Source organism: Stenotrophomonas sp. 3(2025), assembly GCF_052665395.1.
The window spans coordinates 61425-87040 of the sequence record NZ_JBQOIF010000011.1; the positions used below are offsets into that span (position 1 = coordinate 61425).

The 25616-nt window shown below is 66.6% G+C and carries 19 protein-coding genes; 7 read left to right on the top strand and 12 right to left on the bottom strand.

Annotated elements, in window-relative coordinates; genetic code table 11:
* Together clpB and ACUXVE_RS10500 are read right to left on the bottom strand one after the other, a co-directional pair.
* Positions 1 to 2586, bottom strand: coding sequence for an ATP-dependent chaperone ClpB (gene clpB, locus ACUXVE_RS10495; protein WP_442252334.1), 2586 nt, complete (start codon positions 2584 to 2586; stop codon positions 1 to 3).
* A gap of 179 nt (positions 2587 to 2765) precedes the next feature.
* Positions 2766 to 3581: a DUF3014 domain-containing protein gene (locus ACUXVE_RS10500; RefSeq protein ID WP_445514363.1), complete on the bottom strand. Its 816-nt coding sequence runs from the start codon at positions 3579 to 3581 to the stop codon at positions 2766 to 2768.
* Positions 3582 to 3730: 149 nt separating this feature from the next.
* On the opposite strand from ACUXVE_RS10500, the gene ACUXVE_RS10505 reads away from it, so the two are divergent.
* Positions 3731 to 4441 (top strand): glutathione S-transferase, encoded by a 711-nt coding sequence (locus ACUXVE_RS10505; RefSeq protein ID WP_222388486.1) that lies wholly within the window; start codon positions 3731 to 3733, stop codon positions 4439 to 4441.
* A gap of 60 nt (positions 4442 to 4501) precedes the next feature.
* On the opposite strand, the gene ACUXVE_RS10510 is transcribed toward ACUXVE_RS10505, so the two are convergent.
* The 4 genes from ACUXVE_RS10510 to ACUXVE_RS10525 all read right to left on the bottom strand — a co-directional run bounded on the left by ACUXVE_RS10510 (position 4502) and on the right by ACUXVE_RS10525 (position 10044).
* Entirely contained in the window at positions 4502 to 6109 is a 1608-nt protein-coding gene (locus ACUXVE_RS10510) for a hypothetical protein (protein WP_222388485.1), read from the bottom strand.
* Between the two features lie 733 nt (positions 6110 to 6842).
* Positions 6843 to 8561, bottom strand: a complete 1719-nt coding sequence (locus ACUXVE_RS10515; protein ID WP_025874311.1) for a thiamine pyrophosphate-dependent enzyme — start codon at positions 8559 to 8561, stop codon at positions 6843 to 6845.
* Between the two features lie 109 nt (positions 8562 to 8670).
* Complete coding sequence (locus ACUXVE_RS10520; protein WP_445514364.1) at positions 8671 to 9531, bottom strand: SH3 domain-containing protein; 861 nt, start codon at positions 9529 to 9531, stop codon at positions 8671 to 8673.
* Positions 9532 to 9567: 36 nt separating this feature from the next.
* Positions 9568 to 10044, bottom strand: a complete 477-nt coding sequence (locus tag ACUXVE_RS10525; protein ID WP_222388483.1) for a DUF3574 domain-containing protein — start codon at positions 10042 to 10044, stop codon at positions 9568 to 9570.
* Between the two features lie 238 nt (positions 10045 to 10282).
* Between ACUXVE_RS10525 and ACUXVE_RS10530 the strand changes: the two genes are divergently transcribed.
* From ACUXVE_RS10530 to otsA, 4 genes are all read left to right on the top strand, one after another.
* The gene (locus ACUXVE_RS10530; RefSeq protein ID WP_445514365.1) at positions 10283 to 12715 is read left to right on the top strand and encodes a TonB-dependent receptor plug domain-containing protein; all 2433 of its coding nucleotides are present in this window, start codon (positions 10283 to 10285) and stop codon (positions 12713 to 12715) included.
* Between the two features lie 235 nt (positions 12716 to 12950).
* Complete coding sequence (otsB, locus tag ACUXVE_RS10535) at positions 12951 to 13709, top strand: trehalose-phosphatase (RefSeq protein ID WP_222388481.1); 759 nt, start codon at positions 12951 to 12953, stop codon at positions 13707 to 13709.
* Positions 13710 to 13747: 38 nt separating this feature from the next.
* Positions 13748 to 15529: a glycoside hydrolase family 15 protein gene (locus tag ACUXVE_RS10540; RefSeq protein ID WP_093818793.1), complete on the top strand. Its 1782-nt coding sequence runs from the start codon at positions 13748 to 13750 to the stop codon at positions 15527 to 15529.
* Positions 15526 to 16890 carry an alpha,alpha-trehalose-phosphate synthase (UDP-forming) gene (gene otsA / locus ACUXVE_RS10545; protein ID WP_093818745.1) on the top strand — a complete coding sequence of 455 codons (1365 nt, stop codon included), beginning with the start codon at positions 15526 to 15528 and terminating at the stop codon, positions 16888 to 16890. The genes ACUXVE_RS10540 and otsA overlap by 4 nt, the downstream gene beginning before the upstream one ends.
* A gap of 74 nt (positions 16891 to 16964) precedes the next feature.
* On the opposite strand, the gene ACUXVE_RS10550 is transcribed toward otsA, so the two are convergent.
* Genes ACUXVE_RS10550 through rluD form a run of 3 tightly spaced genes read right to left on the bottom strand, consistent with a single transcriptional unit; the run spans position 16965 to position 19146 of the window.
* A complete protein-coding gene (locus ACUXVE_RS10550) occupies positions 16965 to 17390 on the bottom strand; it encodes a thiol-disulfide oxidoreductase DCC family protein (protein ID WP_222388480.1) in 426 nt (141 codons plus the stop codon).
* A complete protein-coding gene (pgeF, locus tag ACUXVE_RS10555) occupies positions 17390 to 18157 on the bottom strand; it encodes a peptidoglycan editing factor PgeF (RefSeq protein WP_093818747.1) in 768 nt (255 codons plus the stop codon). Before pgeF ends, ACUXVE_RS10550 begins: the two co-directional genes overlap by 1 nt.
* Complete coding sequence (gene rluD, locus ACUXVE_RS10560; RefSeq protein ID WP_093818748.1) at positions 18157 to 19146, bottom strand: 23S rRNA pseudouridine(1911/1915/1917) synthase RluD; 990 nt, start codon at positions 19144 to 19146, stop codon at positions 18157 to 18159. The genes pgeF and rluD overlap by 1 nt, the downstream gene beginning before the upstream one ends.
* Before the next feature lie 114 nt (positions 19147 to 19260).
* Between rluD and ACUXVE_RS10565 the strand changes: the two genes are divergently transcribed.
* Together ACUXVE_RS10565 and ACUXVE_RS10570 are read left to right on the top strand one after the other, a co-directional pair.
* A complete protein-coding gene (locus ACUXVE_RS10565) occupies positions 19261 to 20145 on the top strand; it encodes an outer membrane protein assembly factor BamD (RefSeq protein ID WP_093818749.1) in 885 nt (294 codons plus the stop codon).
* Between the two features lie 152 nt (positions 20146 to 20297).
* Positions 20298 to 21494, top strand: a complete 1197-nt coding sequence (locus ACUXVE_RS10570) for a lipase family protein (RefSeq protein ID WP_445514366.1) — start codon at positions 20298 to 20300, stop codon at positions 21492 to 21494.
* A 110-nt stretch (positions 21495 to 21604) separates the two neighbouring features.
* Here ACUXVE_RS10570 and ACUXVE_RS10575 read toward each other — a convergent pair whose 3' ends face one another.
* The 3 genes from ACUXVE_RS10575 to sucC form a co-directional block, all read right to left on the bottom strand.
* Complete coding sequence (locus tag ACUXVE_RS10575; protein WP_093818794.1) at positions 21605 to 23239, bottom strand: NAD+ synthase; 1635 nt, start codon at positions 23237 to 23239, stop codon at positions 21605 to 21607.
* A gap of 216 nt (positions 23240 to 23455) precedes the next feature.
* Positions 23456 to 24331, bottom strand: a complete 876-nt coding sequence (gene sucD, locus ACUXVE_RS10580) for a succinate--CoA ligase subunit alpha (RefSeq protein ID WP_017356169.1) — start codon at positions 24329 to 24331, stop codon at positions 23456 to 23458.
* Positions 24332 to 24352: 21 nt separating this feature from the next.
* Positions 24353 to 25522: an ADP-forming succinate--CoA ligase subunit beta gene (sucC, locus tag ACUXVE_RS10585; RefSeq protein ID WP_093818751.1), complete on the bottom strand. Its 1170-nt coding sequence runs from the start codon at positions 25520 to 25522 to the stop codon at positions 24353 to 24355.
* Between the last annotated feature and the right edge of the window lie 94 nt (positions 25523 to 25616).

Genomic DNA, 25616 nt, shown 5'->3' on the forward strand with positions numbered 1-25616 from the left:
TCAGGCCTTGGCGAACACCAGGTGGCCGCCGTCGTTGCCCACTTCGATGGTATCGCCGTTGACGAACGCACCGGACAGGATTTTCTGCGCCAGCGGGTTTTCCAGCTGTGCCTGGATCGCACGCTTCAGCGGACGCGCGCCGTAGACCGGATCGAAGCCGACGTTGCCGAGCAGATCGAACGCTGCATCGGACACCACCAGCTTCAGGCCACGCTCGGCCAGGCGCTTTTCCAGGCCACGCATCTGGATGCGCGCGATCTGCTTGATCTGCTGCTTGTCCAGCGGATGGAACACCACGATGTCATCCAACCGGTTGATGAACTCCGGACGGAAGTGCGCCTGCACCACGCCCATCACCGCCGCCTTCATCTGCGTGTAGGCTTCCGGCGTGTCATCGCCACTCATGTCCTGGATCTGGTGCGAGCCCAGGTTGGAGGTCATCACGATGACGGTATTGCGGAAGTCCACAGTGCGGCCCTGGCCATCGGTCAGGCGACCGTCGTCCAGTACCTGCAGCAGGATGTTGAACACATCCGGATGCGCCTTTTCCACCTCGTCCAGCAGGATCAGCGAATACGGGCGACGGCGCACAGCCTCGGTGAGGTAACCGCCTTCCTCATAGCCCACGTAGCCGGGGGGCGCACCGATCAGGCGTGCGACGCTGTGCTTCTCCATGAACTCGCTCATGTCGATGCGGATCATCGCGTCGGCGCTGTCGAACAGGAACTCGGCCAGCGACTTGCACAATTCGGTCTTGCCCACGCCGGTCGGGCCCAGGAACAGGAACGATCCCCCCGGTCGATTCGGATCGGACAAGCCAGCGCGCGAACGACGCACCGCGTCGGACACCACCTTGATCGCCTCTTCCTGGCCGACCACGCGGTTGTGCAGCACCTCTTCCATGCGCAGCAGCTTGTCACGCTCGCCTTCGAGCATCTTGTTGACCGGGATGCCGGTCCAGCGCGAGACGACCTCGGCGATCTCCTCGTCGGTGACACGGTCCTGCACCAGCTTGAAGTCGTGGTTCTCCACTTCCTGGGCGGCGGCCAGCTGCTTTTCCAGCTGCGGCAGCACGCCATACTGGATCTCGCTCATGCGCGCGAAATCCTGCCGGCGCTGGGCCGACTCCAGTTCAACCTTGGCCTGCTCGACCTGTTCCTTGATCTTCGTCGTGCCCTGCAGCGCGGCCTTCTCCGACTTCCAGACTTCGTTGAGATCGGAGAACTCGCGCTCCAGCGCATCGATATCTTTTTCCAGATCGGCCAGGCGCTGCCGCGAAGCGTCGTCCTTTTCCTTCTTCAGCATCTCGCGCTGGATCTTCAGCTGGATCAGGCGACGCTCCAGCCGGTCCAGTTCCTCCGGCTTGGAATCGATCTCCATGCGCAGCCGTGAAGCGGCCTCGTCCATCAGGTCGATGGCCTTGTCCGGCAGCTGGCGGTCGGTGATGTAGCGGTTGGACAGGGTGGCGGCAGCGACGATGGCCGGGTCGGTGATCTCCACCCCGTGGTGCACTGCGTACTTTTCCTTCAGGCCGCGCAGGATCGCGATGGTGTCCTCCACCGTCGGCTCGCCCACGAACACTTTCTGGAAGCGGCGCTCCAGCGCGGCATCCTTCTCGATGTACTTGCGGTACTCGTCCAGCGTGGTCGCACCGACGCAATGCAGTTCACCGCGCGCCAGTGCCGGCTTGAGCATGTTGCCGGCATCCATCGCACCGTCGGCCTTGCCCGCGCCAACCATGGTGTGCAGCTCGTCGATGAACAGGATGATCTGCCCTTCGCTCTTGGCCAGATCGTTGAGCACGCCCTTCAGGCGCTCTTCGAATTCACCGCGGAACTTCGCACCGGCGATCAGCGCGCCCATGTCCAGCGACAGCACGCGCTTGCCGCGCAGGCCTTCAGGCACTTCGTCATTGATGATGCGCTGGGCCAGGCCTTCGACGATCGCGGTCTTGCCCACGCCGGGTTCGCCGATCAGCACCGGATTGTTCTTGGTGCGACGCTGCAGCACCTGGATGGTGCGGCGGATTTCTTCGTCGCGACCGATCACCGGGTCGAGCTTGCCGCTCTCGGCGCGTGCGGTCAGGTCGATGGTGTATTTCTCCAGCGCCTGCCGCTGCTCTTCGGCGTTCTCCGACTGCACGTTCTCGCCACCACGCAGCTTGTCGATGGCGGTCTGCAGGCGCGCCTTGTCGGCACCGGCAGCGCGCATGGCCATGCCCAGCGTGCCGCCGTCTTCCAGTGCGGCCAGCACGAACCACTCGCTGGCGATGAAGGCATCACCGTTCTGCTGGGCCAGCTTGTCGGTGTGGTTGAGCAGGCGGTTGAGGTCGTTGCCGATCGACAGGTTGCCGGCCTGGCCGGACACCTTCGGCAGCGCTTCAAGCGCCTCGTCCAGGCGCTCGCGCAGCACCGGCACGTTGACGCCGGCCTGGGCCAGCAACGGCCGGGTGCTGCCCCCCTGCTGGTCCAGCAGGGCACTGAACACGTGCACCGGTTCGATGATGCTGTTGTCGCGGCCTACCGCCAGCGACTGCGCGTCTGCCAGCGCCTGCTGGAAACGCGAGGTGAGCTTGTCCATTCGCATTGCGAAACCTCATCGGTCATCTTGGCCGGCCCGCGCCGGCGATGCTGGAAAGATGCGGTTGCCCCACCCGGTTTCAAGGGTGGCTGCGACTGCATTCGAAGGCCAGTCAGCCCGTGGCCAGCATGCCGGAAGCGGTGTTGTCGGCGCGTTGATCCGGATCAGATCCGCACGATGGGAGCTCACCGGGTGATCGTGGCCCGGATCGCCCGTAGCTGCTGCTTGACCGCCCGCACCTGCGCTACGTCCATGCGCAGCAAGGCCTTCTGCCCGATCGAGCGCGACTGCAGGGTGGCATCGGCGAAGCGGTAGCGGCCGCGCTCATCGCGCTGCAGCAGTGGCGCTTGGGCCAGCTCCGGGGTGTCCAGCAGGTGGTCGATCACCGTTACCAGGCGATCATTGAAATACCCGTCAGGACGGCCCAGATCGACGTAGGCCTGCTGGATCAACGGATAGAAGCGCTTGTACGCCTGGCCCGCCGCCGCCGGATCGAGCGCCGTGAAGGCCTGCACATAGGGCGCATAGCGCGTCGCATTGGCCGCAGCGATGCGTTCGCCGCCCTCGCCCGGCTCCACCTGCAGGCTGCCCGGTAGCGGCCTGAAGGCCAACGCGGCAGGCGGCACACTGGCCTTGTCCAGGTTGTCGACCTGGGTGACCAGGCGCTGGATCAGGTGATCGCGCAGCAGCGCACTCAACGCACCCTCGCCCTTGAACAGTTCGCTCACTGCGCTCCAGGCGGCGGCATCGCTGTCGGCCAGGTTCGGCAGCGCAGGGTCGGCGGCGGCCTCCGAATCCAGCGGATGCTTGATCGGAGAGGGCGCGGGTTGCTGCGTAGCAGCGGCCTTCGGTGCGGCGACGGCCGAGGTCGGCGCGGATTGCTCCAGCACCGCTACGGCATCTGCCAGGTGCTGCAACTGGTCGCGGAACAACCACGTGCCCGCGCCGCCCACCACCACCACGCCCAGAACCCAGGGCCAGACCGCTTTTCCACTCTGCATGATGCAGAACCTCGCTTTTCACCTGCATGGACAAGGTGTGACTCCCCTGATTCGGCGGGGTTCCCCACTCATTCCACTGCCGTTGTGGTTCACGCCTGCTTTGCGCGATACGCGCGACCCTGTTGCCCCTGTTGGGTGGAGAAGCCTGCATGCAATACGCGCTGTACTACTGGACCGGCATCCAGGGCCGTGGCGAATTCGTGCGGCTGGCGCTGGAAGATACCGGCGCCGATTACGTGGACATGGCGCGAGTGCACGGCGACGCGGTGATGCAGCCGTTCCTCGATGGCCACAGCGAAGGTGCGCAACCTTTCGCGCCACCGTTCCTGAAGGCGGGGCGACAGGTCATCGCACAGGTCGCGGCCATTCTCGATTTCCTCGGCCCGACGCTGGATCTGGTTCCGCAGGCCGCCTCGCGGCGCATGCAGGCGCTGCAGTTGCAGCTGACCATCGCCGATCTGGTGGCCGAAGTGCACGACACCCACCATCCGATCGCCGCGTCGAAGTACTACGAAGACCAGAAGACCGAGGCCAAGGCGCGCGCGGCAGCGCTGCGCGATGAGCGCCTGCCGAAATTCCTCGGCTACTTCGAGCAGGTGCTGAAGGCCAATGGCGGTCGCCACCCGCTGCGCGAACACTCCTACGTGGACCTGTCGCTGTTCCAGTTGCTGAGCGGGCTGGACTATATGTTTCCACGCCGCATGCAGGCGCTGTGGCCGACGTTGCCACTGCTGCGCGCGCTGAAGGACCGGGTGCAACAACGGCCCGGCATCGCCGCCTATCTCGCTTCGGAGCGGCGGCTGCCCTTCAACACCAACGGCATCTTCCGGCATTACCCGGAACTGGATAGCGGGAAGTAGCGCCCGGGCCAATCCCTGCGGCAGCGCAACCCAACGCCGGGCATGGCCCGGCGCTACCGGTCAATGGGCGTTTTCAGCCAGTGGCTTCACCGCCTGCTTCTGCAGCGACAGCAGCCCCAGCAGGATGGCCAACGCCACGTATGCGCCGGCGAACTGCCAGCTGATGACGCGGGCCAGGCCCTGCAGATCCCACGGCAGGTAGATGCCGCCGCGCGGATCCACCGAATGGATCAGGCCGAACAGGGTGAGCACCGCAGCCACCAGCAGGAAGCCGCAGGCGCGACGCAGACGGCCATCGACCATCGCTGCGACGGTGGCGATCCACAGCATCGAGGTGATGATGAAGCCGTTGCCCAGCGCGAAGATCACCGCCAGCTCCGGCAGGCCATGGCCATCGACGTGGGTCAGCAGCGCGCCCATCTGCTCGGCCGGAATCCAGCCCGGCGCCTTGATCGCCAGCAGGTAGGCCGCCGACGGCAGGAAGCCCAGCACCATCGCACCGGCATGCTGCCGCGGGGTGGCCTGGAACGCCTGGGTGGTGATGTCGATCGACACGTACACGATGATCGGCGCCAGTACCGCCAGCGGCAGCCACTGCACCAGCCCGGAAATGATGCCGAGCATGCCGCCGATGCCGACGAACAGGCCGGTCAGCAGCGTGTAGCCGCTGCGCGCGCCCATGTGCTTGTAGGCCGGCTGGCCGATGTACGGGGTGGTCTGCGCAACGCCACCGCAGACGCCGGCCACAAGCGTGGCCACCGCCTCCACCAGCAGGATGTCGCGGGTGCGGTAGTCATCGCCGGCCGCGCGCGCGCTCTCGGATACGTTGATGCCACCGACCACCATCAGCAGGCCGAACGGCAACAGCAGCGGCAGGTAGGTCATCGCGGTCGGCAGGCCCTCGATGAAGCCCAGCGTCGGCAGCGGCAATACCACCTGCGGCGGCACCCAGGCCGGAATCTGGAAGCCGGGCACACCCAGGCCGGCCAGGCCGAGCCCGTAATACAGCACGGTGCCGAACACGAAGGCCAGCAGCACACCGGGGCCGCGCAGCGGCAGCTTGCCCTTGGCGATCAGCACGTACAGCAGCAGGCCGAGCGTTGTGAAGCCCACCAGCGGCGAGCGCAGGGTTTCCAGCAACGGCAGCAGGCCCATCAGCACCAGTGCGATGCCTGCGATGGAACCCAGCAGCGCAGCGCGCGGCAGCGCGCGGGTCACCGCTTCACCGAAGAAGGACAGGATCAGCTTGAGCACGCCCATGATGACCAGCGACGCCATGCCCAACTGCCAGGTGGCGATGGCGGCGGCATGCGGGTCCAGGCCCTGCTGCTTGAAGGCCAGGAAGGCCGGGCCCAGCACCAGCAGCGCCATGCCGATGCTGGTCGGTGCATCCAGGCCCAGCGGCATGGCGGTGACGTCGTCGCGCCCGGTACGCGCGGCCAGGCGCCGTGCCATCAGGGTGTACAGCAGGTTGCCGACCAGCACGCCCAGGGCGGTGCCGGGGAACATGCGGCCAAAGACCACGTCGGCGGGGAACTGGAACATCCCGACCAGGGCCATGGCGATGAAGCCGAGAATGGAGAGGTTGTCGACGACCAGGCCGAAGAAGCCATTGAAGTCGCCAGCGACGAACCAGCGGCGCGGCGCGGTGGAAGCGGGAGCGGGCATGGAAGGGGCGGTGGGGGTGGGGACCGCCGATGGTAGGCCCAGCGGGGCCGGCGCGCCAATTCCCGAGTGGAATGATGGGTTCCAGCCAACGGCGGAGCCCCTCGTGGTTGGTCGCTGAAAGCAGGCTATCGGAGTGGGTCGTGCGGGGTGGGCTGCGCAGGACACGCCGTAAACCCGTCCATGGGGGCTCGATGGCGCCATCCATGGCGCCAACGGTCCTGCGCAGCCCACCCCGCCCGGCCACGGACAGTTTCCTGCGGGCGCCAGCCACGGAAGAGAATCAAAAGATCAAAAGCAGAAGCCGGTCGCTGCGCTCTCAGGCGCCGGATCGCAGGCATCTGCGTGGTTGCCGGCCAGCGGCCGGCACTACCGACAGACATCCACGCATGGCGTGGATCTACTGTGTCGACCAAGGTCCCACTAGCAACAGGCCATGCCATTCCAACAGATCGCGGAAATCTGTCGAAGGCGGGGTGGGTCCGGTTGCGGGGGTGTCCGCGGCATGGATGCCGCGGCCAAGCCCCCAAGGGTGAGGGCGCTTTGCTTGCGAAGCACTGCTTCGCAAGCGCCCGAACGCACAGCCGCCAGCGGCTGGGCCGGTCTGGGGGTTTACGGCGTCCCCCGCAGCCGGACCCACCCCGCCATCCCACGGAATTCCCGCTGTTGCTGTTGCTTCGGCTGTTGCTCTGGCCTCGGCGGGTGCAGGGCTCAGCCCTGCATCAAACCCAACCTCTTACTTCTTCAGGAAGTTGTCCACCAGCAGATGCTTCACGTCGTCGATGCGACCGCTCAGTACCGCCTTGGCCGCATACAACGCCGTGCCCGCCACCTGCTTGGCCTCGATCTGCGGCGGCATCACCAGCTCCGCGCGACTGGTATGTACATCCAGCAGCGCCGGCCCACGCTGGGCCAGGAAATCCTGCACCGCTTCTTCCAGGTCCTCGCTGCGGGTCACCGTGCGGCCATGGAAGCCGATCACCTCGGCCAACCGGCCGAAATCCGGATTCTTCAGGTCGGTGTAGTTGTCCAGCAGCCCCTCCACCTTCTGCTCCAGCTCGACGAAATTCAGCGAGCCGTTGTTGAACACCACCACCTTGATCGGAAGATTCTCCTGCACCGCGGTCAGCAGGTCGCCCAGCAACATCGCCAACCCACCATCGCCGGACAACGAAATCACCTGCCGCCCCGGGAAGGCCTTCTGCAGACCCAGCGCCTGCGGCATCGCGTTGGCCATCGTGCCGTGCAGCAGGCTGGTCAGCGTGCGGCGCCGGCCGTTCACCCGGATGTGCCGCAGCACCCACACCATCGGCGAGCCACCATCCGCGGTGAACAGCGCATCGTCGGTAGCGTACTTCGACAGCAGCGCGGTCAGGTGCTGCGGATGGATCAGCTCGCCCTCACCCGGCTGCTCCTCCTGCTCGCGCTTCTTCAGCGCCTTGTCGCGGTGCTCGATGCATTCGTCCAGGAAACTGCTGTCTTCGCGCGGGGGCAGCATCGGCAGCAGCGCGTCCAGTGTCGGTGCGATATCACCGACCACGCCCAGGTTCACCGGATGGCGGCGACCGAGGTGGCTGCCGTCGCGGTCGACCTGGATGATCGTGGCCTTGTCCGGATAGAACTGGCCCCAGGCGAAATCCGCGCCGAGCAGCAGCAGCGTGTCGCACTCCATCAACGTGTGGAACCCGGACTCGATGCCGAAGACTCCGGTCATGCCCATGTTGTACGGGTTGTCCGGTTCGACGAAGTCCTTCGCGCGCGATGTGTGCGCCACCGGTGCCTGCAGGCGCCGCGCCAGTTCCAGCAGCTGCGCATGTGCCCCCTGGCAACCGGCGCCGGCATAGATGCCGATACGCTTGCCCTGCCCCAGCAGTTCGGCGATGTGCTGCAGCTCGGCCTCGGAGGGGCGCAGCACCGGCTGGGTGTAATGCACCGAGAACGGCACATCGTGCTTCACTTCCGCTTCGCTGATGTCGGCCGGCAGGATCACCACCGCCACACCGCGGCGGCTGATCGCCGCCTGGCAGGCCAGCGCCACCACGCGCCGTGCCTGGGCCGGGCTGTGCACCTGCTCGCAGAACACGGTGCAGCTGCCGTACACCGCCTTGAAATCCACTTCCTGCGGGAACTCCATGCCCAGTTCGCTGGTGACCACCTGGCTGGCGATCAGCACCATCGGCGCGCGGTTGCGGTTGCTCTCGAAGATGCCGTTGATGAAGTGCAGACCACCAGGACCGCACGAACCCGCGCAGGCGGTCAGCTGGCCGCTGATCAATGAATCGGCACCGGCCGCGAACGCCGCGACCTCTTCATGGCGGACATGCACCCACTCGATCTCACTGCGATGCAGTGCGTCGGTGACATGGTTCAGGGTGTCGCCGACGATGCCATAACAACGGCGGACGCCCGCCTGCTGCAGGGTATCGACGACGATCTCGGCAACGCGCTTGCTCATGGGACTACAACCTTGCAAGGGGGAACCCCGAGGCTAGTCCCGGTGAAGTGATGCTTCCGTGGGCAAGAGGCCGATCGCCTTGTCGTGCAAACTCCGGGCAGGGCTGCCGTCAATCGTTGACGTTGATCCACCCCGTCACCGCGCCGCGCTTCGGGTTGCGGTAGCGCACCTGCACCCAGCCATCCTGCTCATCCAGCATCTCCACGCGATCACCCTGCACCAGGTAGCGCTGCGTGCTGGACGCACCGGGATGATCGAACAGGAACAGGCGCGCAGGCAGCACGCTCGCCATCAGCCCCACCAGCGGCGCACCGCTTGCTGGTGCGCCGAGCCCGTCGCCGATGGCGCTTTCCAGCACCTTGCCGGAGGGATCGTAGGTGCGCCACACCGCCAGTGGCCCCTGGTTCTCGGTCTCTTCCCAGTGCAACGCACGGTTCAGCGTATCGCCCAGCATCAGCACGCTCTCACCGCGGTACAGATAGAGCTGCTGGCCATTGAAGCGATACACGTCGCTGTACCACATCGGCCCACTGCGGCAGCTGGCGGTCAGCGTGCGCGTGGCGGCGTCGGCGGTAAGGCCCATCAGGTCACCGCACTGGTCGTGTCCATGGGTCACCGCCTTCAGTGCGCGGAACTCACCGCTGCCCACGTCGAAGCGATAGACCGCAACGGCCTCATTGACCATGCCCACCGCCGCGCGCGCAACCAGCTCGGGACGCCCGTCGAAATCGAGATCCTCTGCGCCCAGGCGCGAATGTCCCTCGGCGTCCGGCGCGCCAGGCAGGCGCTGCCGCTTCCCTGCCGGCTGCAGGAGCACGGCAAGCATGCCGTCCTCCTGTACCTCTACCGCCGCCTGCACGCCCGCTGCCGGCGAAAACCGCAGCGGGCCCCGGTCCTTGTCCTGCGCCTGTGCCGCCGGCGCCAACAGACTGGCCAGCATCACCGTCATCAGCACATCCCTGGGTGTCATCGTCATTCCCTGCAGCGCCACAGTGGCGCGTCCAGGTCAGAACGATACGTCAACCGCCTGCCGCGACCACAGTACCGACTGGTGTTTGGTCTGCTGCTTCCACGCCAGACGGATCGCTTCGATGTCGGCGCGGCGCTGCGGGCTGTCCTCGTGCAGCACCACCAGCACCTTGGTGCGCAGGCGGTTCGGGGAGGCATCGCCACGGAACAGCCACTGGCCGTAGGCATCGAACACGGTCAGGCCGTCCGGGAAGCGCGACGTCACTTCCTTGTCCAGGAACGCGCGCCACTGCGCATCGCTGATGGTGTCGGCCTGCGGGCGGTCACCGGCGCCCTGCTCTTCGCCCACGCCGAAATAAAGCTCGCTGCGCACCCAGCCATGGCCGCTGGACGGACGCGCGGCGTCGCCCTGCAGGTCGGCGGTGGTGGCATAGGCGCTGGGCGCCTTGGAGGACAGGCTGGCACAGCCACTGGTGGCCAGCAGCACGGCGAAGACAAGGCCAAGGTGTTTCATCGGGAACAGCACTCCGGGAAGGGGAAAAAGCACGACGAAGGGGCACGGAGGGTACACCTGCGCCTCGGTTGCGGCTGCAACCAATGCCCTCATGCCGGCAGGGCATGAAGTGATGCAATGGGAGCCGGGACTTGCATCGCACCGCCTCCTCACGCCAAGATAATATATCGCTTCATCCGGATGGATGTAAGTGAAACTATCCCCCCCCCTTCCCCACGTCGTTGCTGCTGGAGCCCGCATGTCCCCCCGCCTGTCCGCGTCGCCGCTCGGCCTCGCCATCGCGCTCGCCCTGTCCCCCGCCCTGGCTTCGGCCCAGGACGCCGCCACCAACCTGGACACGGTGATCGTCACCGGCACCCGCGCCGCCGACCGCACCGTGCTTGAATCCACCTCGCCGGTGGACGTGCTGACCGCCGAGGACATCCGCAAGGCCGGCGTGGTCAACGGCGAGCTGGGCAGCGCCCTGCAGGCCCTGCTGCCCTCGTTCAACTTCCCCCGCCAGTCCAACTCCGGCGGCGCCGACCACGTGCGCGCCGCGCAGCTGCGCGGGCTGTCGCCGGACCAGGTGCTGGTGCTGGTCAACGGCAAGCGCCGCCACCACACCGCGCTGGTCAACACCGACAGCAAGATCGGCAAGGGCACCACCCCGGTCGACTTCAACGCAATCCCGGTCAGCGCCATCAAGCGCATCGAAGTACTGCGTGATGGCGCCGGTGCGCTGTATGGCTCCGATGCCGTGGCCGGCGTGATCAACGTGATCCTCGACAACGGCGGCGACGGCGGCGAGATCGAAGCCAGCTACGGCGCCAACCACACCGACCTCAAGCCGATCGGCCGCACCCTCACCGACGGCCAGACGGGCAACCTCAGTGCCAAGGTCGGCACCTCGCTGGGCGAAGACGGCGGCTTCCTGCGCGTCGGCCTGGAATACAAGAAGCGCAACGGCACCAACCGCGCCGGCTTCGACCAGATTCCGCCGTGGGACCAGACCGAGGCCAATCTTGCCCTGCAGGGCAAGCGCAACTACGTGCTCGGCGATGGCGCCAGCAAGGACATCAATCTGTGGCTGAACACCGAGATTCCGGTGGGCAAGACCGCGACGTTCTATGCGTTCGGCACCTTCAACCAGCGTGATACCGAAGGCGCGAACTACTTCCGCTATCCCGATGGCGATGCCAACTGGAAGGAGGTCTACCCCAATGGCTACCGGCCGATCTCCGAAGGCGAGAACCGCGACGTGCAGGCGGTCGCCGGTATCCGTGGGCAGTGGGGCGAATGGAGCTATGACGGCAGCCTGGATTACGGCCAGAACGACTTCACCTATCGTCTGCGCGATTCGCTGAATGCCTCGCTGGGCCCGACCAGTCCGACCCGCTTCAAGACGGCCGACTACGAGTACGCGCAGACCGTAGGCAACGTCGACCTGAGCCGCGTGTTCTCGCAGAGCGACAGCATCAGCCACACCCTGGGCCTGGGCGCCGAAGCCCGCCACGAACGCTACCAGACCCGTCCAGGCGACCCGGCCAGCTACGCCGCCGGCACTTACACCGATCGCCCGACCGGCTCGCAGGCAGGCGGTGGCCTGACTCCGCAGGATGCGGCGACCCTGTCACGCGATGTGGCCAGTGCCTACGCCAGCCTGTCCAGCCAGTTCGGCGAAAAATTCTCCACCGACCTGGCCGCGCGCTACGAGCACAGCGATGACTTCGGCGGCGAACTGACCGGCAAGCTCGGACTGCGCTACGAGTTCACCCCGGCATTCGCCCTGCGCGGCGCGATCTCCAACAATTTCCGCGCACCGTCACTGGCGCAGATCGGCTACGAATCCACCTCCACCGGTTACAACGCCGGCGGCCAGCTGGTGCAGGGCCGCCTGCTCTCGGTCAACAACCCCATCGCCCGTGGCCTGGGTGCGCAGGACCTGAAGCCGGAGAAGTCGCTGAACACCTCGCTCGGCTTCACCAGCCGCATCGGCGAGCACTTCGACCTGTCGCTGGACTTCTTCCAGATCGACATCGACGACCGCATCGCGCTGTCCGAGAGCATCACCGGCGATGGGCTGACCGATTACGTGGCCACCAACTACGGCGTCGGCGGCCTGCAGAGCGCCAGCTTCTTCGTCAACGCCGCCGACACGCGCACCCGCGGCGCCGAGCTGGTGAGCAACTGGCGGCAGTCGCTGGGCGATGGCCAGCTGCTGTTGACCGGCACCTACGCCTACGCCAAGACCACGCTGAAGAACGTGCTGGCCACACCGGCGGAGTTGCAGGCGCTGGACCCGGACTACGTGCTGTTCGGCATCGAAGAGACCAATACGCTGACCGACGCCACCCCGCGCACCCGTGGCAGTTTCTCAGCCGCTTGGAGCAACGACCGCTGGTCGCTGAGCAGCCGGGTGAACCGCTACGGCAGCGCGACCCGCGTATTCAACTTCGGTGATGGCTACATTCCGCGCCAGACCTACCAGGCCGAGTGGCAGCTGGATGCGGAAGTGGAATACCGCATCACCCCGCAGTGGAGCGTGGCCATCGGTGGGCAGAACCTGACCGACAACTACCCGGATCGCTCCAACGAGGACATCCACTACTTCGGCAACCTGCCCTACGACGTGCTGTCGCCGATCGGCAGCAACGGTGCGTACTACTACGGTCGCGTGCGCTACACGTTCTGATTGCTCTGGGTGTGATTGCCTTGGGTGGGTGCGGACCGTTGGTCCGCACAGCATGCCGACCAACGGTCGGCACCCACCGGGACGCGATGGATCACTGTCGGCACCCACCGGGACGCGATGGATCACTGCGGGTGGGTGCGCCGGCACCCACCGGGTGGGTGCGGACCGTTGGTCCGCACCCGCCGTAGCCTGGCCTCGACCCGGCGTACACGCCGCCACTGGCATGGTGGTCGCCATGGCTGAACCGCTCCCCCTGCGTCCGCCACCTCCATTGCTGGACGATGCCTGCGCGTTGTTCCTCGATGTGGATGGCACCCTGATCGAATTCGCTGCACGCCCCGACGCCGTGCAGCTTCTCCCCGATGTGCGTGAAGCCATCGGCCGCATCAGCGATCGGCTGGAAGGTGCCGTGGCACTGGTCAGTGGTCGCCCGCTTGAACAGCTGGACCAGTTGTTCGCGCCGCTCAAGCTTCCCGCTGCGGGCCTGCATGGCCACGAACTGCGTGCGCAGGACGGGCACGTGATACGCGATGAGCATGGTGACGACACCGCCGACTGGCTGCATGCGCTTCATCAACAGGCCATGCGTTTCGCCCATGGACATCCCGGCGTACTGGTCGAGAACAAGGGCGTAGGCCTGGCCCTGCACTGGCGCGGCGCCCCCGATGCCGCCAGCGATGTACGCGCGTTCGCCGACCGGCATATCCGCGGCCGCGCCAGCTATCGCCTGCAACCGGGCGATCATGTCGTTGAATTCGTTCCGGTCGGCACCGACAAGGGACGCGCGGTACGTCGGCTGATGCAGTACCTGCCGTTCCGTGGGCGTCTGCCGGTGTTCCTCGGCGATGACCTGACCGATGAATTCGGCTTCGATGCGGCCAATGGCCTGCATGGCTGGAGCGTGTTGATCGGCGAACGTGAACCCAGTGCAGCAGTGTTCGCCCTGCCCGACATACGCAGCGTGCACGCCTGGCTGCGTGAGAATGCGTATTGACCCCGGCCCCCACGGCCGCAACCGAGATGTACCGCGTGATGACCCAACCCGATCTTGATCTGGGCGTGGTCGGCAACGGCAGCTTCGGCGCCCTTATCGACAAGCACGCCCGTGTTGTCTGGAGTTGCCTGCCGACCTTCGACGGCGACCCGACCTTCTGTGCCCTGCTCAGCCCCAATCAGCAGACCGGCGGCGACTTCGCCATCGAACTGGAGGATTTCGCCGGCAGCGAACAGGAATACCTGACCAACACCGCGATCCTGCGCACCGTGCTGCGCGATGCACATGGCGGCGCGCTGGAAATCCTCGATTTCGCCCCGCGCTGGCGCCAGAACGATCGTTTCTACCGGCCGGTCAGCCTGATCCGACAGGTGCGCCCGTTGTCCGGCAGCCCGCGCATCGTGATCCGTGCGCGGCCACTGGCCGACTGGGGCGCACGCGTACCCGAGTCCACCTGGGGCAGCAACCACGTGCGCTGGATCCTGCCCGAGCATGTGCTGCGCCTGACTACCGACGTGCCTGTGCGCTTCGTGCGTGATGGCCTGCCGTTCGTGCTCAACCATCCCATCCACCTGATCCTGGGTGTGGATGAATCGCTCAACCGCTCCATCAGCGGCTACGTGCAGGAAGCGTTCCAGCGCACCCGCGACTACTGGCGCGAATGGGTGCGGTACCTGTCCATCCCGCTGGAATGGCAGGACGCGGTGATCCGCAGTGCGATCACCCTCAAACTCTGCCAGTACGAGGACAGCGGCGCGATCATCGCGGCGATGACCACCTCGATCCCGGAAGCGCCCGGCAGCGTGCGCAACTGGGACTACCGCTACTGCTGGCTGCGCGATGCCGCCTTCGTGGTGCGCGCGTTGAACCGTCTGGGCGCCACCCGCACGATGGAGCAGTTCCTCGGCTACATCTTCAACCTGGCCACCACCGACGGCACCCTGCAGCCGCTGTATGGCATCGGCTTCGAAGCCAAGCTGGACGAGGACGAAGTGCCCAGCCTGTCCGGCTACCGCGGGATGGGCCCGGTGCGGCGCGGCAACCTGGCCTGGGTACAGCGCCAGCACGATGTATACGGCAGCGTGGTGCTGGCCTCCACCCAGCTGTTCTTCGACCGTCGCCTGCAGGACCCCGGTGACAGCCACACCTTTGCCCGGCTCGAACCGCTGGGTGAACAGGCGTTCGCACTGCACGACGTGCCCGATGCCGGCCTGTGGGAATTCCGCGGCCGCACCGAAGTGCATACCTACACCAGCGCGATGTGCTGGGCGGCGTGCGATCGCCTGTGCAAGATCGCCGTGCGCCTGAAGCGTGATGACCGCGCGCAGTACTGGCGCGAGCGTGCCGACACCATCCACGCACGCATCATGGAAAAAGCCTGGAGCGAGGAACTCGGCCACTTCACCGATACCTTCGATGGCCACCGCCTGGATGCCTCGTTGCTGCTGCTGGCCGACATCGGCTTCATCGACGCCAACGACGCACGCTTCGTCGCCACTGTCGACGCCATCGGCCGCGACCTCAAGCACGGCAACGCGCTGTACCGCTATATCGCCCCGGATGATTTCGGCGAACCGGAAACCAGCTTCACCATCTGCACGTTCTGGTACATCGATGCGCTCGCTGCGATCGGCCGCATGGACGAGGCGCGCGACATGTTCGAATCACTGTTGCAGCAACGCAATCATCTTGGCCTGCTGTCGGAAGACCTGGCGTTCGACGGTGGTGAAGCCTGGGGCAACTTCCCGCAGACCTACTCGCATGTCGGCCTGATCACTGCGGCCATGCGCCTGTCGCGTTCCTGGCAGGAGGCCTCATGAGCCGTCTTGTCATCGTCTCCAACCGCGTGGCTGTGCCCGGCGAGAACCGCGCCGGTGGCCTAGCCGTGGGCCTGCTGGCGGCACTGAAGGAACGCGGCGGATTGTGGTTCGGCTGGAGTGGCAAGAGCGTGCGCGAGGCCAGTGGCGCGCTGCACGAGCAGCGCGATGGTGACATCCAGTACGTCACCATGGACCTGGCCAAGCGCGATGTGGACGGTTACTACAACGGCTTCGCCAACCGCACGCTGTGGCCACTGCTGCACTTCCGCCTGGACCTGGTCGACTACGACCGTGGCACCCGCGAGACCTACCACAGGGTCAATGCACTGTTCGCCGACAAGCTGGCGCCGCTGCTGCGCGAAGACGACATCGTCTGGATCCACGACTATCACCTCATTCCGCTCGGCGCGATGCTGCGCGAGCGCGGCATCGGCTGCCGCATCGGCTTCTTCCTGCACATCCCGATGCCCTCGGCCGACCTGCTGCAGGCCATGCCCGACCATCTGCGGCTGTTCTCGGCGCTGTATGCCTATGACCTGGTCGGCTTCCAGACCCAGCGCGATGCCGATCGCTTCCAGACCTACCTGCGCCTGTTCGGCGGTGGCCGGGTACTGGAAAACGGCAAGCTCGAAGCACCCGGCGGACGTCACTTCCGTGCCGCGGCATTCCCCATCGGCATCGACACCGAGCTGATCGCCCGCCAGGCCAGCACCGCAGCCAGCAAGGCGGCCGTGAAGAACCTGCGCAGCAGCCTGCGCGACCGCCAGCTCGCCATCGGCGTGGATCGACTGGACTATTCCAAGGGCCTGCCCGAACGGTTCCTCGGCTTCGAACGCTACCTGCAGCGCCATCCAGACCAGCGTGGCTCGCTCACCTACCTGCAGATCGCACCGGTCTCGCGCGGCGATGTCACCGAATACCGGCAACTGCGCAGCCAGCTGGAGCAGATCGCCGGCCACATCAATGGTGGCCATGCCGAGCCGGATTGGACACCGCTGCGCTACGTCAACCAGAACTTCACCCACGCCACGCTGACCGGCTTCTACCGTGCCGCCGCTGTCGGCCTGGTCACCCCGTTGCGCGATGGCATGAACCTGGTCGCCAAGGAATACGTGGCTTCGCAGGATCCGGAAGATCCCGGCGTGCTGGTGCTGTCCCTGCTGGCCGGCGCCGCCGATGAAATGAAGCAGGCGCTGCTGGTCAATCCGCATGATCTGGACGGCGTGGCCGATGCCATCGCCACCGCGGCGACGATGTCGCTGCACCGGCGCAAGGAACGCTGGCACGCGATGATGGACCACCTGCGCACCTACGACATCAACCACTGGCGCCGCAGCTACCTCGAAGCCCTGGAAGGTTGACCGCCCACGCCGGGCATGGCCCGGCGCTACCTTGATCTGGGCACGGGGTAGCGCCGGGCCACGCCCGGCGGCGCTTAATCGAGGAACCGCGCGGCTTGTTCCGGGGTGGGCAGGAAGCAGGCGTCATGGCGCCCGAACCAGCGATAGCGGTTGCGTGCCAGTACGCGGTAGGCGCCATCGCGCCAGCGGCGTGGCAGCACGCGCAGTACGGCAGCCAGGCGCCAGCCACCACCCAGTGCGTCCAGAACGCGCAGGATCGCATCGGTATCGGTCCACGCGCCCTGCCCGTCCAACAGCAGGAACGAGGTCGGGTCGTGCGCGTCAAGGCCGTGCGCGCGCAACATCGCGCTGCCCCGCGCGCCCTGCATCGCCGCGAAGCGAAAGCGTTCCTGCCGGTCGAACCGCAGCAGGAAACGCACCCAGCGACTGCACAACGCGCAGACGCCATCGAAGACGATCACGCCGCCAGGTTCTACCCCCGCAGCGCGATCCCCCCGCATCAGTCCATCCACACCAGCGTCGCCATCCGGCCGGTGCGGCGGTCGCGACGGTGCGAGTACAGATCCGCATCGGCCATGGTCGAGACCGTGCCGCCGTGGATGTTGCCCAGCGCCATGCCCGCGGCCTGCAGGCGCTGGCGCGCCAGCGCGAACAGATCCACTCTCCAGTGACCGGGGCGGGTCGCCACGAAGGCCGCCGCAGCGGCTGCGTCGTGGCCGACGAAGGCGTGGTACACCTCTTCGCCGATCTCGTAGTCGGCCGGTCCCGCCGCCGGGCCCAGCCACGCGCGCAGCTGCGCCGGTGGCGTCTGCATGGCGGCCACGGTGGCCTCCAGCATGCCGTCGGCCAGGCCACGCCAACCGGCATGGGCGGCGCCCACCTCGCGGCCATCGGCAGCGGCGAACACCACCGGCAGGCAGTCCGCGGTGAGGATCGCCAGCACCACGCCGGGCACCGAGGTCACCGCGGCATCGGCCACCGGTTCGCTGGCGCCCTCCACCGGCGGCGCGCCGAAACGCAACACGGTGCTGCTGTGCACCTGGCGCAGCCAATGCGGTGCCGATGGCAGTGCCAGGCCCTGCTGCAGCAGCTGCCGGTTGTGTTCGACGTTGGCCGGGGTGTCACCGTCGGCCGCGTGCCGGTTGCCCAGGTTGAACTGGGCAAATGGCGCTGGCGAGATACCCGCGCCATGCCGGCGCGTGGTCAGTGCATGCACGCCCGGGGGCGCTGGCCAATCAGCCTGCAGCATCGGCAGCGCGGTAGTCATTACCAGCGGTCCCGCTCGCGCTCGGCGAAGGCCGCGCTGTCTTCGCGCAGCACCTTCATCAGGTGCAGCATGTCGGCCGGCGCCGGCGCGGTGTTGCGCACCGGCTCACCACTGATCGGATGCACGAACTCCAGGGTCTCTGCATGCAGGGCCTGGCGCTTGAAGCCGCGCAGCGCGGCCACCAGCTCGTCGCTGGCACCCTTGGGCAGCTTCAGCGCCCCACCGTACAGCTGATCGCCCACGATCGGGTGGCGCAGGTGCGCCATGTGCACGCGGATCTGGTGGGTACGCCCGGTTTCCAGGCGGCATTCCAGCGCGGTATGCGCACGGAAGCGCTCGCGCAGGCGGTAATGGGTCACCGCTTCCTTGCCATCCTCGCGCACGCCCATCTTCAGGCGGTCGCGCGGGTGGCGATCGATCGGCGCATCTGCGGTACCACCGGCCACCAGCGCGCCCATCACCACGGCCAGGTACTGGCGGTGCACGTCACGGGCGGCCAGCTGCTCGACCAGTGCGGTCTGCGCTTCCAGCGTGCGGGCCACGACCATCACGCCGCTGGTGTCCTTGTCCAGGCGATGCACGATGCCCGCGCGCGGCAGCACCGCCACCGATGGGTCGCGGTACAGCAGCGCATTGACCAGGGTGCCACTGTGGTTGCCGGCACCGGGGTGCACGACCAGGCCGACCGGCTTGTTGATCACCAGCAGGTGCTCGTCCTCGAACAGCACGTCCAGCGGGATGTCTTCCGGCTCGGCGCTGGTCTGGGTTTCCAGCACCGCCTGCAGGGTGACCACCTCGCCGCCGCGCAGTGCGTCGCGCGGGCGTGCCTGCGCGCCGTCCAGCAGGACGTCGCCAGCCTTGATCCACTCGGTCAGGCGGGAACGGGAGTATTCGGGGAACAGCTCGGCCACGACCGCGTCGAAACGGCGGCCGGCGGAGGTGTCGGGGACAATGGCCTGGCGGGCCGATTCGGAGGGTTGTTCAGACATGGCAGGGGGGCATCTTTGAAATTTTGGGGTCCCGGCGAACCGGTTTCAGTCGCTGGACAGGACACTAGGCTATCATCGACCCTTCGTATTCCAGCCGCGTCCCGCATTGACCCCATGATCCGACGCTCCGTCCTGCTCTCCGCGCCCGTCCGCCTGACCGCCCTCCTGCTGGTGCTGGTCATCGTCGCCACTGGCTGCAACCGCGGCACCAAGGGCGACCGCCCTGATGAAGGCACCCCGGTCGAACAGCTCTACGAAAAGAGCCACAAGCTGATGCAAGGCGGCAACTGGAGCGGCGCTGAAGCCAGCTTCCGTCGCCTGGTGGCACAGTATCCCTACGGCCCGTACACCGAGCAGGCGATGATCGAATCGGCCTATGCCCAGTACAAGGCCGGCAAGCACGATGACGCGGTGTCCAGCATCGACCGCTTCATCCGTACCTACCCGACGCACCGCAACATCGCGTACCTGTACTACCTGCGCGGCCTGGCCAACTCCAACCGCAATACGGTTTTCCTGCGTCGCGTATGGTCCCTGGACGCAAGCCGCCGCGATCTGTCCACGCCGCACCAGGCGTATTCAGACTTCAACATCGTGGTCGACCGCTATCCCAACAGCCGCTACGCCGCCGATGCGCGCCAGCGCATGCTGGTGCTGCGTGACGTATTCGCCCAGCACGAGCTCGACAACGCCCTGTACTACGTGCGTCGCGGCGCCTGGGTATCGGCTGCCGGCCGCGCCAACTACCTGCTGGAGAACTACCCGCAGAGCGCATTCCAGAACGATGCCGTGGCGGTGCTGGCCGATTCCTACACCCACCTGGGCAACAAGACCCTGGCCGACGACGCCCGCCGCGTCCTGCAGCTGAACCAGCCGGATCACCCGTGGCTGGAAGGCAAGTGGCCGAAGTACCCGTGGATGATCCGCAAGCTGAACCCGTTTGCCGGCGAGAAGTCCGCCGCCACCGGCCAGCGCAACGCGCGACTGGAAAAGAAGTAAGAAAAGAGGCCCCGCACGGGGCCTTTTTTTGCCTGGCGTCACCGCTAGGAATGCTACGAACCGGCGATCACTGCGACATCCATCGCAGTCGGTGCCGAGAACAGCTCCCAGAATGCGGCGCAAAGGCCATCCCGGCCTGTATGGAGCGCCACATGTCCTCATCCCAGCGGTTCCGACCGCGCCCGATCCTGCTGGCCACTGCCCTGCTCGCGCTGGCCGCCTGCCCCCTTGTCGCGCTGGCGGCGGAACCGGGTGACCTGCTCTCGGCCGCGCCCTACCGCGCCAGCTGGGTGCCCTCCAAGGCCGCCCAGGCCTATAAGCTGGCCTACCGCACCCCCGATCATCACGGTCGCCTGGCCGAGGCAACCGGGCTGGTCTACCTGCCCGCCGGGCCTGCGCCGGCAGGTGGCTGGCCGGTCGTGTCGTGGGTCCACGGCACCCAGGGCATCGCCGACCACTGCGCGCCCTCGGTATCCGGCCCCTATCAGCCCGAGCGTGACGGTCGCTTCCTTGACCAGTTCCTGGCACAGGGCTATGCCGTTCTCGCCGCCGATTACCAGGGCCTGGGCGGCCCGGGTGACCACGCCTACCTGCACGTGCGCACCTCCGCGCGCAACGCCATCGATCTCATCAAGGCCAGCCGCCATTTCCTCGGCAATGCCACGCTGTCACCGCGTTGGGTATCGGTGGGCCATTCGCAGGGCGGCGCTGCCGCACTCACGGCCGGCCATCTGGCACCGTCCCATGGACCCTCGCTGCAGTACCGCGGCAGCTTCACCACCGGCACGCCCACGGCCGTCGAACTGACCGCGCTGGTGATGAAGCCGGACAGCCGCACGCCGAATCCGGGCGCGCTCAATGCCTATCACGCCTACCTGCTCGATGGCCTGCTGCAGGTGGAGCCGCGTATCGCACGCGTGCTCAGCGATGAAGGCCATGCACGGGTCGCGCTGGCGCGCCAGCAGTGCCTGGGCCCGCTGGCGGCCACCCTGGAAGGAGCGAACACGGGAGAAATGTTCAGCGCACCGTTGACCTCGGTGCCGGGCATCTGGGCGCTGCTGCATGACTATCTGGGCGTGCCACGGCGGGGCTTCAGCCAGCCGTTGATGCTCGGCCACGGCAGCCAGGATCGCGACGTGCCCTATCTCACCACCCTGCTGTATGCCGTCGGACTGGCCCTGCGCGGTGAACCGGTGGCATTCCGCCGATACCCGGTCGACCATCGCGGTACGCTGGACGCAGCGGCGGCCGATGGCCTGGCATTCGTGCGTGCGCGGCTGGGGGACAGCCAATTTGACGAGGCCGCCGAAACCGCCGGCCTGGAGCAACTGCTCAACGAAGCCCGGTAGATCCACGCCGTGCATCGATGGGCGGTACACCCGGTTGCGGGCCAGCGGCCGGCACTATCGATGGATCCATCGAACATCGGTAGCGCCGGGCCATGCCCGGCGACCGGCCCTCAGCTCTTGTAGCCGTTGCTGATCGGGTAGCGGCGCTCACGCCCGAACGCGCGGCGCGAGACCTTCGGGCCCGGCGCGGCCTGGTGGCGCTTCCACTCGCTGATCCGCACCAGCCGCAGCACACGATCCACCACCGCCGCGTCATAGCCTGCGGCGACGATCTCCGTGCGCGACTGCTCCTGGTCGATGTAGCGGTACAGGATGCCGTCCAGCACGTCGTAGGCCGGCAGCGAATCCTGGTCGGTCTGGTTTTCACGCAGTTCGGCCGACGGCGGGCGGCTGATCACCGCCGGCGGGATCACCGGCGCACCGCCGACGGTGTTGCGCCACTTGGACAGGCCGAACACCTCGGTCTTGTACAGGTCCTTCAGCGGCGCGTAGCCACCGCACATGTCGCCATAGATCGTGGCGTAACCGACCGCGTATTCGCTCTTGTTGCCGGTGGTCAGCAGCAGGCCGCCAAACTTGTTGGCCAGTGCCATCAGGATCACGCCACGGCTGCGCGACTGCAGGTTCTCCTCGGTCACGTCCGGCGTGGTGCCCTCGAACATCGGCGCAAGGGCCTGCATCAGGCCCTGGAACGCCGGCTCGATGGAAACGGCTTCCAGCTTCACGCCCAGCGCCTGGCACTGCTCGGCGGCCAGGTCGTTGGACATGCCGGCGGTATAGCGCGACGGCAGGCGCACCGCCGTCACGTTCTCCGCACCCAGCGCATCGACCGCCATGGCCAGCACGATCGCCGAGTCGATGCCACCGGACAGACCCAGCCACACCTTCTTGAAACCGTTCTTGCTGCAGTAGTCCTGGATGCCGCGGGTGACCGCACGCCAGGCCAGCGCATCCATGCTCTCGTCGCCGTCGTCCATCCATACCTGTGGCAGGAAGCGGCGGGTGGCGCCGTCGTAGTCCACCACCAGCCACTGGTCGACGAAGGCCGCCGCGGCCGGGTGCACCGTGCCATCGCCGTCGGCCACCACCGATGCACCATCGAACACCAGCGCGTCCTGGCCGCCCACCACGTTGAGGTAGGCGATCGCCGCGCCGCTTTCGCGGGTGCGTGCAGCCAGCACAGCGTCACGCTGGGCATGCTTGCCGCGCTCGTACGGCGAGGCATTGGGCACCACCACCAGCTGCGCGCCGGCACGCACCGTATCGGCCAGTGGCTCGGCGAACCACAGGTCCTCGCAGATCAGCAGGCCGACCGGGATGCCGTCGACCTCGAACACGCAGCTGCCACCGTCCGGGTCGACATCGAAGTAGCGGCGCTCGTCGAACACCGCGTAATTGGGCAGTTCGCGCTTGCGGTAGGTCTGCTCCACCAGGCCATCGCGCAGCACGCTGGCCGCGTTGTAGACCACCGCACCGGCCGCCTGCGGCCAACCGACCACGGCGGTAATGCCACGGCACGCAGCAGCAATGCGGGTCATCGCCTGCTCGCACTCGTACAGGAAGCCCGGGCGCAGCAGCAGGTCCTCCGGCGGATAGCCGCTGACCGCCAGCTCGGGGAACATCACCAGCCCGGCGCCGTACTCATCGCGCGCCTGGCCGATCATCTCGATGATGCGCTCGGTGTTGCCGGCGACATCGCCAACCGGGAAGTCGAACTGCGCCATCGCGATGCGGATCGAAGCCATGAGGGTCCAGCCTGTGGTTGCAATGCGCACATTGTAGCGCCGCGACATGCGCTCGCCGGGCATGGCCCGGCGCTACCGCGTGGACCATTCTGGTAGCGCCGGGCCATGCCCGGCGGATGCCCAGACGCAGAAAGGCCGCCCTGAGGCGGCCTTTCTGTTTCAAGCAGCCGAGCGTCGGCCCGGCTCTACAGAATCGTCTGCCGAAGGCAGTCGATCTTATTTCACCAGCTTGGCGATGGCAGCGCCCAGGTCGCCCGGCGAACGCACGGTGACCACGCCAGCAGCTTCCATGGCAGCAAACTTGCCTTCGGCAGTGCCCTTGCCGCCCGATGCGATCGCACCGGCGTGGCCCATGCGCTTGCCGGCCGGAGCCGAAGCACCCGCGATGAAACCGACGACCGGCTTCTTCACGTGGTTCTTGATGTACTCGGCACCGGCTTCTTCAGCGTCGCCGCCGATTTCGCCGACCATGATGATGCCTTCGGTCTGCGGGTCTTCGTTGAACAGCTTCAGGCAGTCGACGAAGTTCAGGCCGTTGATCGGGTCACCACCGATGCCGATGCAGGTGGACTGGCCCAGGCCGACTTCGGTGGTCTGCTTGACCGCTTCATAGGTCAGGGTGCCCGAACGCGACACGATGCCGATCTTGCCCGGCTTGTGGATGTGGCCCGGCATGATGCCGATCTTGCACTCGCCCGGGGTGATGACGCCCGGGCAGTTCGGCCCGATCAGCACGGTGTCCGGATGCGAACGGGTCAGCACGTTCTTGACGCGCAGCATGTCCAGCACCGGGATGCCCTCGGTGATGCAGACGATGACCTTGATGCCGGCAGCAGCGGCTTCCAGGATCGCGTCAGCCGCGTACGGCGGCGGCACGTAGATGACCGAAGCGTTGGCGCCGGTGCTCTGCACGGCGTCGGCAACGGTGTTGAAGACCGGCAGGTCGATATGGGTGGTGCCACCCTTGCCCGGGGTCACGCCGCCAACAACCTGGGTGCCGTACTCGATCATCTGAGTGGCGTGGAAGGTGCCCTGCTGGCCGGTGAAGCCCTGCACGATCACCTTGGTGTTCTTGTTGATCAAAACTGACATTGGATTTCCTTCGGTGTCGGATCAGGCGGCGTTCTTGACAGCTTCGACGACCTTCTTGGCACCGTCGTTGATGTTGTCGGCCGGGATGATGGCCATGCCGCTGTCACGCAGCAGCTGCTTGCCTTCTTCCACGTTGGTGCCTTCCAGGCGCACCACGACCGGAACCTTGACGCCCACTTCCTTCACGGCGGCGATGATGCCTTCGGCAATCATGTCGCAGCGGACGATGCCGCCGAAGATGTTGACGAAGATGCCTTCGACCTTGTCCGAGGACAGGATCAGCTTGAACGCTTCGATGACGCGCTGCTTGTTGGCGCCGCCGCCCACGTCCAGGAAGTTCGCCGGCTCGCCGCCGTTGAGCTTGATGACGTCCATGGTGGCCATGGCCAGGCCTGCGCCGTTGACCATGCAACCGATGTTGCCGTCCATGGTGACGTAGTTGATGTCCAGCTCCGAAGCGATCACTTCGGTCGGATCTTCCTGGGTCTTGTCGCGCATGGCGACCAGCGCCTTCTGGCGGAACGCGGCGTTGTCGTCGCTGTCGAACTTGCCGTCCAGCGCGTACAGGTTGCCGTCGTCCAGGATGGCCAGCGGGTTGATTTCAACCAGCGCCAGGTCCTTTTCGTTGAACAGGCGGTACAGGTTCACCATGATGCTGGCGAACTGGCCGGCCTGCTTGGCGGTCAGGCCCAGCTTGAAGCCGAAATCACGACCGTGGTAACCCTGCACGCCTTCGACGAAGTCGACGTTCAGCGAGTGGATCAGCTCCGGGGTTTCAGCGGCGACCTGCTCGATCTCCACGCCGCCTTCCGAAGAAGCGATGTAGGTGATGGTCTTGGTGCCACGGTCAACCAGCACCGACAGGTACAGTTCCTTGACGATCTCGCCAGCGGTGGTCACCAGCACCAGGTTGACCGGCAGTTCAACGCCAGCGGTCTGGTAGGTGGCCATCTTGGTGCCGAGCATCTTGGCCGCAGCGGCCTTCACGTCGTCGGTGGTCTTGCAGAACTTGACGCCGCCAGCCTTGCCGCGGCCGCCAGCGTGGATCTGCGCCTTGACCATCCAGGGGCCCTGGCCCAGGGAGTTGGCAGCGGCAACAGCTTCGTCCGGGGTCGCAGCGACCTTGCCGGCCGGGACCGGGATGCCGTACTCGGCAAGCAGTTGTTTTGACTGGTATTCGTGGAAATTCATGCGTCACCGTGGGAATAGGAACGACCGCACGCAATTCCTCAGGGCCCCGGCGGGGCGCCGGCATGGACCGCGGCGGGCCCACTATTGTGGCCGA